At 64.8% G+C, this 15504-nt stretch carries 13 protein-coding genes; 4 read left to right on the forward strand and 9 right to left on the reverse strand.

The window, feature by feature from the left end:
- Positions 1-12: 12 nt before the first annotated feature.
- Positions 13-1200 (reverse strand): THUMP-like domain-containing protein, encoded by a 1188-nt coding sequence (locus ACSJJT_RS08250; RefSeq protein ID WP_435917845.1) that lies wholly within the window; start codon positions 1198-1200, stop codon positions 13-15.
- 251 nt (positions 1201-1451) lie between these two features.
- On the opposite strand from ACSJJT_RS08250, the gene ACSJJT_RS08255 reads away from it, so the two are divergent.
- On the forward strand, positions 1452-1877 hold the full coding sequence (locus tag ACSJJT_RS08255; protein ID WP_435917971.1) for a hypothetical protein: 426 nt from the start codon (positions 1452-1454) through the stop codon (positions 1875-1877).
- Positions 1878-1899: 22 nt separating this feature from the next.
- Here the strand turns inward: ACSJJT_RS08255 and ACSJJT_RS08260 are convergent, their stop codons facing one another.
- The 6 genes from ACSJJT_RS08260 to tsaE all read right to left on the reverse strand — a co-directional run bounded on the left by ACSJJT_RS08260 (position 1900) and on the right by tsaE (position 7068).
- On the reverse strand, positions 1900-2394 hold the full coding sequence (locus tag ACSJJT_RS08260) for an NUDIX hydrolase (protein WP_435917847.1): 495 nt from the start codon (positions 2392-2394) through the stop codon (positions 1900-1902).
- Positions 2395-2548: 154 nt separating this feature from the next.
- A complete protein-coding gene (locus ACSJJT_RS08265) occupies positions 2549-3883 on the reverse strand; it encodes a C1 family peptidase (RefSeq protein WP_435917848.1) in 1335 nt (444 codons plus the stop codon).
- 132 nt (positions 3884-4015) lie between these two features.
- Entirely contained in the window at positions 4016-5059 is a 1044-nt protein-coding gene (gene tsaD / locus ACSJJT_RS08270) for a tRNA (adenosine(37)-N6)-threonylcarbamoyltransferase complex transferase subunit TsaD (RefSeq protein WP_435917849.1), read from the reverse strand.
- Complete coding sequence (locus ACSJJT_RS08275; RefSeq protein ID WP_435917850.1) at positions 5052-5513, reverse strand: GNAT family N-acetyltransferase; 462 nt, start codon at positions 5511-5513, stop codon at positions 5052-5054. The genes tsaD and ACSJJT_RS08275 overlap by 8 nt, the downstream gene beginning before the upstream one ends.
- Positions 5510-6178 carry a tRNA (adenosine(37)-N6)-threonylcarbamoyltransferase complex dimerization subunit type 1 TsaB gene (gene tsaB, locus ACSJJT_RS08280; RefSeq protein ID WP_435917851.1) on the reverse strand — a complete coding sequence of 223 codons (669 nt, stop codon included), beginning with the start codon at positions 6176-6178 and terminating at the stop codon, positions 5510-5512. The genes ACSJJT_RS08275 and tsaB overlap by 4 nt, the downstream gene beginning before the upstream one ends.
- On the reverse strand, positions 6178-7068 hold the full coding sequence (tsaE, locus tag ACSJJT_RS08285) for a tRNA (adenosine(37)-N6)-threonylcarbamoyltransferase complex ATPase subunit type 1 TsaE (protein ID WP_435917852.1): 891 nt from the start codon (positions 7066-7068) through the stop codon (positions 6178-6180). Before tsaE ends, tsaB begins: the two co-directional genes overlap by 1 nt.
- A 208-nt stretch (positions 7069-7276) precedes the next feature.
- Here tsaE and ACSJJT_RS08290 point away from each other — a divergent pair, with 208 nt between their 5' ends.
- Positions 7277-7957, forward strand: a complete 681-nt coding sequence (locus tag ACSJJT_RS08290; protein WP_435917972.1) for an HNH endonuclease family protein — start codon at positions 7277-7279, stop codon at positions 7955-7957.
- A 27-nt stretch (positions 7958-7984) separates the two neighbouring features.
- Here the strand turns inward: ACSJJT_RS08290 and ACSJJT_RS08295 are convergent, their stop codons facing one another.
- Complete coding sequence (locus tag ACSJJT_RS08295; protein ID WP_435917973.1) at positions 7985-9454, reverse strand: DEAD/DEAH box helicase; 1470 nt, start codon at positions 9452-9454, stop codon at positions 7985-7987.
- 1100 nt (positions 9455-10554) lie between these two features.
- Here ACSJJT_RS08295 and ACSJJT_RS08300 point away from each other — a divergent pair.
- On the forward strand, positions 10555-11694 hold the full coding sequence (locus ACSJJT_RS08300; RefSeq protein WP_435917853.1) for a glycosyltransferase family 4 protein: 1140 nt from the start codon (positions 10555-10557) through the stop codon (positions 11692-11694).
- Between the two features lie 14 nt (positions 11695-11708).
- Here ACSJJT_RS08300 and ACSJJT_RS08305 read toward each other — a convergent pair whose 3' ends face one another.
- Positions 11709-13154, reverse strand: coding sequence for an NAD(P)H-hydrate epimerase (locus ACSJJT_RS08305; RefSeq protein ID WP_435917854.1), 1446 nt, complete (start codon positions 13152-13154; stop codon positions 11709-11711).
- Positions 13155-13342: 188 nt separating this feature from the next.
- Here ACSJJT_RS08305 and ACSJJT_RS08310 point away from each other — a divergent pair, with 188 nt between their 5' ends.
- Complete coding sequence (locus ACSJJT_RS08310; protein ID WP_435917855.1) at positions 13343-15502, forward strand: alpha-galactosidase; 2160 nt, start codon at positions 13343-13345, stop codon at positions 15500-15502.
- Positions 15503-15504 lie beyond the last annotated feature (2 nt).

Below are 15504 nucleotides of genomic sequence, written 5' to 3' on the forward strand. Positions count from 1 at the left end.
ATCACAGACAGGTCAATTCTGGATACGGCTTGGTGATAAGTGAAGTCGGTCGCACACCAAGGCCTTGGCGTTTTGACCTGTCGGAGTGCATATGAGAGTGACAGAACGTGGTCCAGAGGGCTTGAGCCTTCGTCGCCACGCAACGGGATCGACGTCGACACCGCGCTTCTTGATCTCGATGGTTCCGACGCGATGGTCACGTACCCAGGAACGCAGGGTCCTGACGTCGAGAGGGAGTACGTCCTTGACGGCAAACCACGTCAACCACGCAGAATTGACCGGGGCGTCCGCAGTGAGGTAGGCGATGCCGTCAGACACCATGCGCAGCGAGTCGTCAATCGCCGAGAGACTGCCAGCCCGAATGGCTGCCGGGTGGGGCTCAGCCACGAAGGGACCCACATCACCAATGTCCGGATCGGGTAGCGCACCGGGCAGCTCAAGGGTCGTCTCAGGGCTCACGAGAATGGCACGGTCGCCCGACCACAAGTCGCCGAGCCCGGACCACAGCGTCGCCTCAACCAGATCCCCGCGATGGCCCACGTACGTGACGGGTGTGCCGGGCAGTTGAGAGCGATCGACTCCTGGCCCGAGCTTGACCACGGTCGGCGCCACGGCGATCACCTTTTCCACGAAGGACCATGACGGCTGCACATCCTCCAAGCGCCAGGTCCGGCCTCGCCCAGTGCGCCGAGCGGGGTCAAGCATGACGACCGTGGTGTCGGACGCATCCTTGAGCAGGTCACCGGCGACCTCGGCGGCATCGGCACACAACACGGTGGCTCCGGGGAGGTTGTGGCGGGCCAGTTCGGCGGTCGCAGGGTCGATCTCGACAGCGGTCACCCTCAAGCCAGCCTCGAGGTATGCCCGGGAGTCCGCGCCGCATGCGCAACCCAGGTCAATGACGTTCGTGAACCCTGCGGAGACCAAGCATTGTGCACGCCATCGGGAGACGTCGCCGCGGGTGGCCTGCTCGAGACCATCGCGGGTCCACAGCATGTCTTCTCCGACCGGACCAACCTTGCTGACGGATCGACGCCTCAGGCTGATCTGGTCGAGGGCCGCAGCAGCGAGATCGGCATTCATGTGACGCCGCAGTCGGCTCGCGGCGGACAGCGAATCCGGATCAGGTTCAGCGCCGGCGAGGTCTAGGGCGGCGATCCCTTCATCTCCGGCCAGACGGCGTGCCACGGTGCGATCCACGCTGCCACCATAGAGGTACTTTCGAACAGTTTGGGTACACTCTTCGGGCGAGACATCGCTTTGCACTGTTTTCCGTACGAGGAGCAACCAGTACCGTCGTGGCCATCACCACTTACGAGAATCGATCACGATTTACCCAACGCCTGCAGTCCCGGGGGTCCAGGAACATGACCTCTGAGGAAGATCCTTCGCGCCGTTCTGCAGGGTGGTACGTCCATCACTTCATCGGTTCAGCCTGTCAGCTCGGAGCCATGGCAACGACCTACTACGGGTCGCGCACCGAGCCCCTCACCATGGACGCCCGCACCCATGTCAGCTGGGCACTGCTCTTCGTGGCACTCATCGTCATTCCCGGCCTGCTGACCTTCGCGGAGTCCTTCGTGAAGCCCGACGGGAGCGGTCAGGACGTCGTCACTGCGGTGACCCTCATGCTGGGCCTCGGCGGCATCATCGCCATGGGCATTCTGGCGGCGACACCGATCGTGACGACGCCGATCGCCTTCTCGGTCCTGTTGCCAGTGAGCTTGGCGCTGACGATCATTGCGCCATACAGCCTGCCGGGCGGCAATCCACGTGCTGACAGCATGTTCGCCGAGACCCACTACGGGGCGTGGAGCTCCCGCTGGGTCGCCCCGGTCGTCTGCCTCATCCTGTGGATCGTCGGGTTGGCTGGCTGATTCTTTCGCCATGGCGGCGTCATCACAGGGTCGAGTAGGACCACCCCGTGGGACGACCGTCGGAGTACGGCAGGCAACCGTGAAACTGCGTGACCTCAGGATCGAAGACCAACGGCAGGAAGTGGCGGTCTCCTTCCCACATCGGTAGGTCGTCGAGGGAGTCGACGCGCTCCCAGGCCAGGGGTCCTTCCTCATTCTCGTCAGGGATGGCGTCGGCAATGGGATGCCAGGCATCGACGACGAAGATGACACCGAAATGGTCCTCTCCGTGACGCCCGAACCCCGGCCACGACACGGTGCCACGTAGGCGCATGGCGTCAACCTCGATCGCGGCCTCCTCGCGCAATTCGCGCTTCATGCCAACGACGACATCCTCCCCCGGTTCCACCTTGCCTCCCAGCCCGTTGTACTTGCCGAGCTGCTCGTCGCCAGGGCGTGCGATGCGATGCACCATGAGGACGCGCTCTCCGTCAGGGTGCATGACGAAACCAAGGGTGGTGAGTATCGGGGTCATCATGGGGGACATCCTCTCAGGGCGACGAAGACGGCTGCCGAGCGACTGGCAGCCACGACAGCTGGCAGAGGCTCCCTGGCTCAACGGATTGTGCACGCACGACCACGAGCTGCCCGCCCGCAGGGACACGGACGGGCAGCTCGTGTCGTGAGGGGACTCACATCATGTCGTACTGCGGCAGGACGATCGGCTCCTGGTCACACGCCTTGGCGACATCCTCGGACACCCGGGAGCGAGGCACGATGACGTTGTAGACGTACTCGTCGAACCACGAGTCGTTCATCGTGAAGAACCCTTTGCGGCCCACCTCATCGCCCCAGGAGTTCTCAACCCGCCAGCGCACCGGAACACCGTCAACGAGGTCCACACCGACAATGGTCATGGCGTGGGTTCCACCCGACTCGCGCAAGCGCAACCGCTCGGCCTTGGACATCTCCATGTCGATGCTGTAGAGGGCCTCATAGTCATGCAGCTTCGCATCCCAGACGCCCAGGTCCTTGTCGAACTGCTTCTTGACGTCGCAGGCGAACCAGACAGGCTCTCCGGCGGCGATGGAGTCGATGACGGCCTTCTTCATGACGTCCAGCTCCACCGACAGGTGCCAGTAGGGAGTGCCACCCTCCATGTACGGGGTGTGCTCGTGGACGTAGGTGCGACCGACGGGGTGTTCCTCACGCGGGTCATGGCCGAGGCTGACCCACGGTTCGAACGCCTGCGGCACGATCTCGTGGGCGAACTCCAGCGGCGTGTAGGCGCCCTTACGGTGGAAGTTCTTGTCCTTGTCGCGATACTGCCAGGTGAAGCTGGCGGGCGGGGTACCCAGGTGGATCGCGAGGATCCGCCACACCGCGTTCAGGGCCTCGCTTCGGGCTGCCTCCATCTGGGAGGCCCCCTCGGCCACGTCGGAACTGGTCGCGGCGTCACGGATCCTTCCAATGGCTCGGCGCAGCACCGTCGACAGGGCACGGTTCATCTGCACGGTGTTACCGGCCGACTCGGTGTCGGGCATGACCCAGGAGGGCACCACACCGTACTTGGCGACAAGATCAGTGAACTCCATCCACCATCCGCCGTCCTCGGCCGGATAGTCCATGAGGGCGCGCACCTCTTCCTCGTCAGCATCACGCGATGCGGTGGCGATGGCGCGAGCAAGGGTGTGGTTGGCCTTCTCGAGCTTGTCGAAGAAGGCGATGTAATTCTGCGAGAACTCGAGGTTGTCGACCTTGAGCTCGCTGATGACCTTGGCCCGCAGGACGTTGAGCCCTGCGAATTCCCAGCACCGTCCGGAACGCTTCTGATCGGTCACTCCCCAGGAGTCCAACCGCTCGGAGGTCGTCTCGTCGATGCTGTTGGTCACGGTGCGATCCAGGCTGACGGTGTCGGCCCCGGTGCCGGTCACCGCATTCTGAACCAGTCGCCCGGTGGCGTCATTGGCGAAGGACTTGGCGCGAAAGGCGCTGAAACTGGCATCGAGAACGAAGGGTTCACTCATTCCTCATCCATTTCTGTCGAATACTGATGCCCCACACCATGGCACAGCGGGACAACCTGCGAGCGGGGTCTGACCAGCAGGTTTCAAGCCGTTGTACGTTCACACCCCACAAGACTGCCGACGTTGACCACCTCAGACGAGCACCTTCTCAATGGGCAGCCCGGAATCAGCGGAGATGTCCATCGATGACGGCGGCAGACCAGCCTTGACGACCTGCACACCGAGAGCAGCGATCATCGCCCCATTGTCGGTGCACAGTCCCGGACGTGGGCGTCGCAACTCGACCCCAGCGGCCTCCAGCCGCTCGGCGAGCAGGGTGCGCAGCCGCGAGTTGGCCGCCACTCCGCCGCCGATGAGGAAGTGCTTGAGGCCGTACTCCTGGCACATGTCGACGGCCTTGGCGGTCAGCACGTCGGCAACGGCCTCCTGGAAGCTGGCAGCCACATCTTCGACCCGGAACTCGACCCCGTCACGCTGCTGGGTCTCGACCCACCGGCTCACCGCCGTCTTGAGCCCGGAGAAGGAGTAGTCGAAGCGGTGCTTGACCATGTCGTGACGAGCCGTCAGTCCACGCGGGAAGCGGATGGCCTCGGGGTCTCCCTCGGCAGCGGCGTTGTCGATGACCGGGCCTCCCGGGTAGGGCAGGCCGAGCACTCGCGCGACCTTGTCGTAGGCCTCGCCAGCGGCGTCATCGATCGTCGAACCGACCTCGACGATATCGGTCGCGATGCCATTGACCCGCAGCAGGCTGGTGTGACCTCCCGAGACCAACAGGGCACCACAGGGCATCGGCAGTTCCCCGTGCTCCAGCAGGTCGACGGCGACGTGCCCGGCCAGATGGTTGACGCCATAGAGCGGTGTGTTGAGCCAGCTCGCCAGCGCCTTGGCGGCTGACAGACCAACGACGAGCGCACCAGCCAGACCGGGACCGGCCGTCACAGCAACGCCGTCGAGCTCGAGGAGGTCCACCCCCGCGGTGGCGGTGGCCTTCTCCAGCACCGGGACGATCGCCTCCAGGTGGGCGCGCGAGGCCACCTCGGGGACCACCCCGCCGAAACGCACGTGCTGTTCCATCGAGGAGGCGACCTCGTTGGCGAGCAGATCGTTGCCACGGACGATGCCGACTCCGGTCTCGTCGCAGGACGACTCGATGCCCAGGATGAGCGGTTCAGACATGGTTCTCCTCGGTTGTGGTCGCGGGCAGGTCGGTGGACATGACGAGCGCGTCAACCCCGCCTCCGTAGTAGTTGGGACGCTGGGAAATCGTCTCGAACCCGAAGCGTCGGTACAGGGAGATGGCCGGGTCGTTACCGCGGCGCACCTCAAGCATCATCGTGCGGCATTTCCGGGAGAGTGCCCAGTCGATGCCACGGGAAAGCAGGTCAATGGCCAGTCCTTGCCCTCGTGCCGCGGGCGTGACCATGATCCGATCGAGGTCGGCGACGTCAAAACCGTGGAAGGTGGCGACGGCAGTGACCTCGTCATCCCCGGCGATGAGTGTGAGGCGGTGGTCGACCGGCGAAATCTCCTCGGCCCAGGAGGTCCGTGACCACTGCTGGGACGGGTCGAAGCTGGCCTGCTCGACGGCCATGACGGCGTCGAGATCGGCCAGGCTGGCGGTTCTGGTCATCGCTTGATACCGGGCAAGGTGAGTCGGGTCGGGGTCAGGGTGGCCTTGCGGGTCGTCGGGACGGTGGCGTCAGGGTCGCGCAGGTAGAGCGGTTCCAGACCGACGTCGGGCATGGTCTGCCAGGACGCGGCGAGCACCCCGGCGTCCAGGCGCTCCGGGGATCCGGGGACGGGGGTCAAGCCGCGAACCGGGCATCCCGGGCCGCCTACCGGAAGGCCCTCTGGCAGCTCCTCGGGGCGGGTGACGTTGGGGCCGTCGAGACGGTTTCCGGAGGCGTCGTAGCGAGCCCAGTACAGCTCGTGCCGACGGGCGTCGGTGCACACCACGAACTCCCCGTCGATACCGTGGTCGACCCACTGGCGGGCCAGGATGTCGAGGGAACAGACCGGGTGCGGGGTGAGGTCGGCCAGATGGGCGAGCACCCGTCCGGTGGCCACGCCGACGCGTAGTCCGGTGTAGGGGCCAGGGCCGACCCCGATCGCCACGTCACCGATGTCGACCAATGCAATCCCGGTTTTCTCACAGGCCTGACGGATGAGCGGCATGAGCTGCTCGGCATGGGCACGAGGGTCATCGTGGTGCAGGCTGACGAGCACCTCGGAGCCGCGTGCCAGACCGACGCTGACGGCCGTCGAGGTGTCGATTCCCAGAACGATCGTGTTCATCAGTTGTTGCCTCCGGTCTCGTCAGAGCTGGTGTGAAGGGGCAGTTCGGACAGCGGCGACAGGTCGACGTCCTGCCAGCGCGGGCCGAAACCTTCCAGATAGACCACGCGGGTCTCGTCGGCAGGATCCCCGCTGCGACGAATGTCGATGTCCAGGTGGGAGCCACCGAGGTCCTCGGCGATACCGGCTCCCCACTCGATCAAGGTGACGGCCTGGTCCATGGTCTCGTCAAGGTCCAGGTCGACCAGTTCCGCAGCCGATCCGAGTCGATAGGCGTCGACGTGGACGAGCCCCGGGCGACCCTCGGCCCCGGCATGGCGTCGGGCCAGTACGAAGGTCGGGGAGATCACCGGACCCTCGACTCCCAGGCCCAGGCCGATTCCCTGGGCCAGGGTGGTCTTGCCGGCCCCGAGGTCTCCCGAAGCCAGCACGATGTCACCTGCGCAAAGCTCGGTGGCCAGGGCGGCTCCGAAGGAGTGCATGGCTTCGGTGGTGGGGATGACGACCCGGGTCGGCAACACACGCACCCAGTCGTCACCGTCACACTGGTAGGCGGTGCTGGGTGCGGACTGCAGGCAGGAGACGACGAGGATGCGCGACCCCAGGTCGGTGGCGATCTGCTCGGCCCCCTGGATGAGGGCTGCGGTGGTGGCGACGTCGTCGGGGTTGACGACGAGATCGGCGACCTCGGCATGACCACCCTCGTCGAGGAGATGAGCCAGACCGACGGTCGTGGCACCGCGGCGGGCCGTGATTGCGATGCCCTGGGTCAACCAGGTGGACACGGTCGTCTCGCCAAGGTCGAAGGCGCGCGCCAGGTCAGCGGTTTCCTCGTGGGTTGCGACCGCGAGTTCCGGGGTCACGTCCTGCGGTCTCGTCTGTTCATCCACAAGGGTTCAGGATAGTCCCCGAATCCTGTCAGGTCCTCGTCATCGCGACGCCGCTGTCCAGGTGTGGCAGACGTGTTCGCCCCAACCCTTCTGCTGAGTCAGTGGTCGGGAGTAGCGTCAGGCCTCGTCTCTCCAGTGAGAGTACGGAGATTGCCGAGAGTGTGAGGATGATGACATGGCAACGAGGACACGTCGACGGTGGACGTGGCTGGTGCTGCTCATCGCCGCATCATTGGCCCTGGTCGGCGTCTACCGCCGGGCCGTCCCACATGAGGGATCGACGGCCTACGGACAGGCAGCTGAAGTCCTGGGACAGCTTCCCGTCAAGGGACGGGCGCCCATGACCGGCTACTCCCGCGAACAGTTCGGCGAGGCCTGGAGCGACAACTCCGACCCCGTCCTGACGAGCCCATGGGGACACAACGGTTGTGGCACCCGTGACGACGCTCTGGCTCGCGACCTCGTCGGGGCGACGTTGAAGTCCGACAGCCGGTGTCGCGTGGTGTCCGGGGAATTGCACGATCCCTACACAGGCCGGACGATCACGTGGAAACGCGGGCGCGAGACATCGGCCATCGTCCAGATCGACCATGTCGTCGCGATGGGAAACGCCTGGGTCACCGGGGCCCAGCAGCTGCCGATGGACCGACGCCAGGCGTTGGCGAACGATCCCCTCAACTTGCTGGCCGTCGAAGGACGGGCCAACCAGCAAAAGGGGGCCGGGGATGCCGCGACCTGGCTTCCGCCGAACAAGTCCTACCGCTGTGACTACGTGTCACGTCAGATCGCGGTGAAGAAGAAGTACCACCTCTGGGTCACCTCGGCGGAACGCAACGCGATGGTTCGGGTGCTGTCGACATGCCCGAACCATCCGTTGCCCGCGCGGTGACCCGGCCTCGCCTCGCCACGAGTCGGATCACCAGGTGTCGTTGCTGGAGCGGCCATACCTGGCCTCGATGTCGTGACGATGTCCGTCATGACCACGGGAGTTGTGACCACGGAAATCGCGTCCACGATCATGACCGTGCCCACCACGACGATCCCGGTCGTAACCGCGACCACCACGATTACGTCGGCCCTTGCCGCGGCCAGGCTTGCCGTCACGAGACTTCTTGCCGCGCTGCTGCTTGGGAGCGACGAGGGCCTCGTAGTCCTTCTCGTCGATCGGTGCGCCCAGGGTCGGGCTGCAACCAGCGACCTCGGCGACATGCTCGTCACCAATCATGACCTGGGCCTCGACCGGCTTGACCCCGGCCTGACGGTAGAGACGCGACATGCTGCGGCGCTGGTGCGGCAGGACGAGCGAGACCACGGCCCCGTCGTGCCCGGCGCGAGCGGTACGGCCGGAACGGTGCAGGTAGTCCTTGGAGTTCATCGGCGGGTCAACCTGCAGCACCAGGGTGACGTCGTCAACGTCGATCCCTCGGGCCGCGACGTCAGTGGCAACCAGAACCGGCAAGGAGCCGTCCTTGAAGGCCGTCAGCACGCGGGCGCGGGCACCCTGGGTGAGCCCACCGTGCAGGGCACCGGCCATGACTCCGGCTTCACGCATCTGTTCAGCCATCCGAGAGGCGCCACGCTGAGTACGGGCGAAGACGATGGTGTGACCGCTGCGGTTGGCGATCTCACACATCAGCCCGACCTTCTGGTGTGGCTTGATCTGGAAGGCGTGGTGGGTCATCGTCGAGACCGATCCCTTGCCGGAGTCGATCTCGTGGGTGACCGGGTCGTGCATGTAGCGCTTGACAAGCTTGTTGACGGCACCGTCGAGGGTTGCCGAGAAGAGCAGACGCTGACCCTGTGCGGGGACGGCGTCGAGGATCGACCCAACGGCCTCCATGAAACCCAGCTCGGCCATGTGATCGGCCTCGTCGAGGACGGTCACCGTGACGCCGGACAGGTCGGCGTCACCGGTCTCCAGCAGATCGACGAGGCGTCCCGGGGTGGCGACGACGAGGTCAACACCCTTCTTGAAAGCCTTGGTCTGCGGACCGTAGCTCATCCCACCGGCGATGAGGATGGTCGACAGGCCCATTGACGAGGCCAACGGCGACAACACGTCGGCGATCTGCATGGCCAGCTCGCGGGTGGGCGAGAGGATGAGGGCACGGGGACGCTTGTCCTCGCGCGGCTCGGCCGACAGACGCGACAACAGCGGAACACCGAATGCCAGGGTCTTGCCCGAACCCGTCGATGCACGACCCAGCACGTCACGACCGGCAATGGCGTCCGGGATGGCGGCGATCTGGATGCGGAAGGGCTCGGTGATGCCGGTGGCCGCCAGGGCGGCGACGATCTCATCGGGAACACCGAGGGCCGAGAACCCACCCTCGTGGTCGACGCCGGAGACGTCCAGGTCGGTCAGCTCAGTGGCCTTCCAGTCCATGTTGTCGGCGTCGTCGTGATCGGCGTGCCAGTCGTTGCGGTCATCGCGGCGACGGTCCTCACGGACGTCGTGGTTCTCCTGGAAGCCCCGACGGTCACGGTCGTCACGGTTTCCGCGATCCGCACGGTCGTCACGGCGATCCCAGCCGCGATGATCGCGCCAGTCACGGGACCCGTGGCGATCGAAATCACGACCGCCACCACGACGATCCCAACGGTCATTGCGACGCTGACCGCGACGGTCATCGCGCCAGTCGTCACGATCCCACTTCGACCCGCGCCGATCGTCACGATCCCAGTCATGGTTGGCGTGGTTGTTGGGGCGACGCGACTTGCGGGACCGGAACTGGCTGTCATCGGACCAGCGACGGTCGTCACGGCGTCCATCGCGACGACCCCATCGGTCATCCCGGCGGCGGTCGTCACGACGGTCGGACCACTCACCACGACCGCTTCGATCCTGTGAGTAGCGACGGTCCTTGCCAGCACCACCGTCATCGCGACGCGCGTCCTCCCAGGGAGTCCACGGCTCGAAGTTGCGGCCACGGGAATCGGTGTGGCCGTTGCGGACCCCTCCCCTGGTGCGAGGCTTGTGGCCGCGAGCAGCACGCTCGGCGGCCGTCCAGCGACGCTTCGGGGTGCCGTCGGCCTTGAAGGACTTCGGGTTGTGTTTCTTGTTGCTCAATGGGTCATCCCTCACGATGGGCGGAATCCTTGACGCAGGCGGCCCACGCCACCGCGCATGAGGGCGCGGCGTCACTGCACGGGGTCGCGGAATCTGGCCACGACGCACCAGACCCAGCGGGTCTCGGTGATGGAATCCTGGATTGTTTGTCTGTCTCGATGGCCGGGCGAATAGCTGCTGTGCAGGTGAATGCAGTGAATCAATCCCGGAGCCGGTGGCTCCGTCATGCCCCGAGGGCACATCGAGCAACTGAAACGCATCATGGACCCGAGCAAGTCGGGCCGTTGCCAACGTGTTCACCCTACCCGAGATCACCACGGTGACGAAAATCGGGCCGCCCACGGCGTCACCTCACGTTCACCACCTCGACAACGCGACCCTGCTGACTCGTCACACACCCCGGTTACCATGGACACGTGCGTGTTGCGATCATCACGGAGTCATTCCTTCCTCAGGTCAATGGAGTGACGAACTCGGTCCTGCGAGTGCTGGAGCACCTGCGCGACAACGGCCACGAGGCCCTCGTGCTGGCACCCGGCGATGCCCAGACCCCCCGCGAGTACGCCGGATTCCCCGTCATCCCGTTGGCCTCCCTGCACTGGCCGGGCTACCAGGACGTCCGCGTCTCCACCAGCCCCCAGTGGACCATGGAACGTTACCTCGCTGAGTTCAAGCCTGATGTCGTTCACCTGGCCGGACCCTTCATGATCGGGTACAAAGGCGCACTGGCAGCCGCATCCCTCGGCGTCCCCGTGGTGGCGATCTACCAGACTGACATCCCCTCCTACGCCGGCCGCTACGGTCTCGGCAAGTTGGAGTTCTACGGCTGGTACCGCGTCCGTCAGATCCATTCTCTGGCAGTCGCGACCTATGCGCCGTCCACCTTCTCCCGCGATCAGCTCGTCAACCACAGAGTGCCGCGAGTCGGCATCTGGGGCCGTGGCGTCGACAAGGTCCGTTTCAACCCGTCGAAGCGCTCCCAGGAACTCCACGACGAATGGGCTCCCCACGGCGAGGTCGTCGTCGGATACATGGGACGGCTCGCCGCCGAGAAGCGCGTCGCCGACATGGCCAACCTTGCAGACATCCCCAACACCAGGCTCGTCATCGTCGGAAATGGACCGGCTCGATCCGAGTTGGAGAAACAGCTCCCCAATGCCATCTTCACCGGGGGTCTGGGCGGGCAGGAACTCCCCCGCGCGGTCGCCAGTATGGATGTCTTCTGCTCCACCGGCGAACTCGAAACCTTCTGCCAGGCCGTCCAGGAGGCCAAGGCCTGTGGCGTCCCGGTCATCAGCCCCCGCAAGGGCGGGCCGATCGATCTCATCGACCCGTCGCGCACCGGATGGTTGTACGAGCCCGGAGACATGGTCGACTTCCGCTCCCGAGTCATCGATCTCGTTGGCGACGATTACAAGCGTCACGCCATGGGCGTGGCCGCCCGCGCCTCGATCGAGAATCGCACCTGGGAGAACCTGTGTGGCGAGCTCGTCGGGCACTATGAGGATGCGATCCGACTGGCGGGACGCTCGACGAGGATTCGCACCGCCCTCTGAGAGGGCCTGCCCGATCAGCGGCCCAGGACCGTCGTGACGACCCCGGGCAGCAACTCGGCAATCTGGTCGGGAGCGTAGGGACCGGGCATGGAAATCGCCGTGGCAGCCTGCATACTGGCAGCGCACAGAGCCGCGTCAGCAGCATCCAGACCCGCTGCCATGAGAGTGCCGCACATTCCAGCAAGCACATCACCAGAACCCGCCTGAGCTGTCCATGCCGGGCCCGGCAGAGCGGCGCGAACGGTGCCGTCGGGGCGCGCGACCCACTGGATCGCCCCCTTCACCAAGACCGTGGTATCGAAGCGCTGAGCCGCACGGACGGCTGCCGCCCGCGGGTCGGCCTCCACCTGACTGCGCTCGATCCGCAGCATCCGGGCCAGCTCACCGGCATGTGGGGTGAGCAGGCATCCTTCCGGCAATTCAGCGGGTAACAGACTCAGGGCGTCGGCGTCAATGACCATGGGGACACCGTCAGCAGCTCGCCGGATGAACCGATCGGCATTACTGTCGTGGGCGCTCCAGCCGGAGCCCAGAACCCATGCCTGGACGCGCCCTTCCCCAATGACGACCGAGGGGGCTCGGCTGAGGATGAAGGCCATGATGGCGGTTGGCCCGGCAAACCGGACCATCCCCGGGCCCGTGCGCAATGCCCCCAGGACGCTGAGGACCGCTGCCCCCGGGAACCGTTCAGATCCGGTGTCGACGCCGACGACGCCGCGGGAGTATTTGTCGTCGTGCATACCGGGAACTGGCCACAGTGACGACATCTCGGCGAGATCGCAATACTCGTCAACACCCTCGAGGGTCTCGCCGTGGTCGTCAACGAGGTCGAGACCGATGTCGTGAACCTCCAATTCCCCGCAACAGCGGGCCGCGGGGTGCGCGATGTGGCACCACTTCAGACTCGAAAATGTCATGGTATGAGCGGCATGAACACACGACTGCACCTCCCCCGAATTCGCGTCCAACCCAGAAGGCACATCGACTGCAAGCACCGGAACTCGGCGATCACGCAGCCACGCGTCGATTCGCTCCAAGGACTGCGGAATACCTGGACGGCCCCCAATACCGAGAACTGCATCGATTGCGAGATCGTAAGAGTGGCTCGTGACCTCCCCGAGCGAGACTCGGATGCATCCCGCAGCGAGGGCGGCCGCCATACCAGCCTCGTGAGGCTGGCCCATGATCTGGGCCAACTCGACCCGCCAACCACGCTGGGCCAGTGCAGCGGCTGCAAAAAGCCCATCGCCGCCGTTGTTTCCGCCGCCGACGAGAACGAGAACGCACTGCGTGGCCACCCAGTCCGGCACCATGTCGCTGACGGCTCCGCCGAGGAGCAATTCCTGGGCCTGGTGGGCGACGGCATGGGCGGCGACGTCCATGAGGTCCTGTCCGGGGTGGGTGTCGAACCACCTCTGTTCAGCGGCTCGGGTGGCCTCGGCGGTGCAGACAATTGCCATGACGCTCCCTCCAACCCCGTTAAGGGTTCTCGCTGCAGACTGAGTTTCATTCAACCACGGTGGGAGGGTCGGGTTGGGTAGGCGCAGCTCGAACGTCACACGTTGCGATGCACACATGCCTGGGATACCGTTGACGCGATTTACTTTCTAGAGAAACAAAGTTGTTCACTCGATGACAGGAGGCCGCCATGAAGAGCACCACCATTCACTTGCACACTGCCGGTGTCTCATTCGTCGTATCCGTGGTCGATGACCGGCAGGCATCAATCACCCACTGGGGCCGTGACCTCGGCCACCTTGACGAGCACCTCGCCGAGGACCTGCGGACCTCGTGCATCCAGACCCAGGTCGGTAACTCCATCGACGAACCTGTCCACGTCGCGCTACTGCCTCAGTCCGGGGACGGCTGGCTCGGTCGGCCCGGAATCGAGGGTCATCGTGGGTCCCGGAGTGGTTTCTCACCGCATCTCCACACCACAGCCATCCGTCTTGACGGTCGTGAGGTCGAGGGGTTCGCTGAGGCGACCACCGGCACCTTGGAGGTTGACTCGGTCGACCCCGACGCAGGCATTGCACTCACCTCGACACTGACGATGCTGTCCTCCGGCCTTGTCACGGTCAGCTCCCGCCTCATCAACACCGGCCCCGACGACTACCACCTGAACTCGCTCCAGCACTGCGCTCCGGTCCCCTTTGAAGCCAGCGAGATTCTTGACTTCACTGGACGTTGGGGACTTGAACACACTCCGCAACGCACCCCAGTCAGCTACGGAACTCACTGCCGAGAGGTGCGCCGCGGCGTCACGGGCCCCGACACCGCATGGGTCATGCACGTCGGCACTCCCGGATTCGGATTCCGTCATGGTGAGATCTGGGCGACCCATCTGGCTTGGTCAGGAAACAATCGCTACTACGTCGAGAAGCTCGTCCAGGGATTCCAGGTGATGGCTGCTGGGGAGATCCTGTTGCCGGGCGAGGTTGTTCTGCATCCCGACGAGAGCCACACCTCGCCCACCCTCTACCTCAACCATGCAGTCGGCCTCGACGGGATCGCCTCACGCTTCCACGACCACGTCCGTCACAATCTTCATCCGCTGTCCCCTGATCGCCCGGTCTCCTTGAACGTCTGGGAGGCCGTCTACTTCGACCAGAACTTCGACAAGCTCATGACCCTTGCCGACCGCGCTGCCGCTGTCGGCGTCGAGCGATACGTCGTTGATGACGGATGGTTCGGTTCTCGTCGTGACGATTACTCAGGCTTGGGAGACTGGACCGTCTCTCCCGACGTGTGGCCCGAAGGCCTCCATCCCCTGGTCACTCACGTGAAGTCCCTCGGCATGCAGTTCGGGCTGTGGTTTGAACCCGAAATGGTCAACGAGGATTCCGACTTGGCTCGCAACCATCCGGACTGGCTGATGGCTCCTGGGCAGCGTCTCCCCCGCCAATGGCGCCACCAGCAAGTACTCAACCTCACCATCCCAGAGGCGTGGCAGTACATCCACGACAGTATTGCGGCAATCATTGAGGAGTACGGGCTCGACTACATCAAGTGGGACCACAACCGAAACCTTCTCGAGTCGGGCACCCGCGCGACCGGTGTACCCGCCGTGCACGAACAGACACTGGCGACTTACCGACTCATCGAGACTTTGTTGGCCGAACACCCCGGTCTGGAGATCGAGTCATGCTCGTCAGGTGGTTCTCGCGTCGACCTCGAACTGATACGCCGCTGCTCTCGGATCTGGGTGTCCGACTGCATCGATCCGCTGGAACGCCAGGTGATGCTGCGCTGGGCCAAGCAACTCCTCCCTCCGGAGTTCCTGGGAAGCCACATCGCCTCGGCCACCTCCCACAGCTCCGGTCGTACCCATGACCTGTCCTTCCGTGCGGCGACCGCCATCTTTGGACACCTTGGCATCGAGTGGGACATCACTTCCATCGATGACGACGAGCTGGCTGAGCTCAAGGAATGGATCGACTTCTACAAGGAGAACCGTCAGTTCCTCAACACCGGGACGGTCGTCAGGGCCGACCGCGCGGACGAGTCCCTGTGGCTGCACGGAGTCGTCTCTCAAGATCGTCACCACGCTCTGTTCAGCCTGGTTGCCAGGTACCGCTCGCCCATGTCCCCACGCGGCAACATCCGCTTCCCAGGACTCGACCCCGAGATGACGTATCACGTCCGACCAGTCCAGGTGGGCCATCCGGTCAAGGGAATGGTCGATGCGTCATGGTTCGACGGGGTCGACCTCACCGGCGCTTCATTGGAGGCTGTCGGCATCCAGGCTCCAGGACTCAATTCCGAGCATGCACTGCTTATCGAGATCTCCGGCATGTCGAAGAACTGACG

Source organism: Cutibacterium nasicola, assembly GCF_051303185.1.
Taxonomy (GTDB): Bacteria; Actinomycetota; Actinomycetes; order Propionibacteriales; family Propionibacteriaceae; genus Cutibacterium.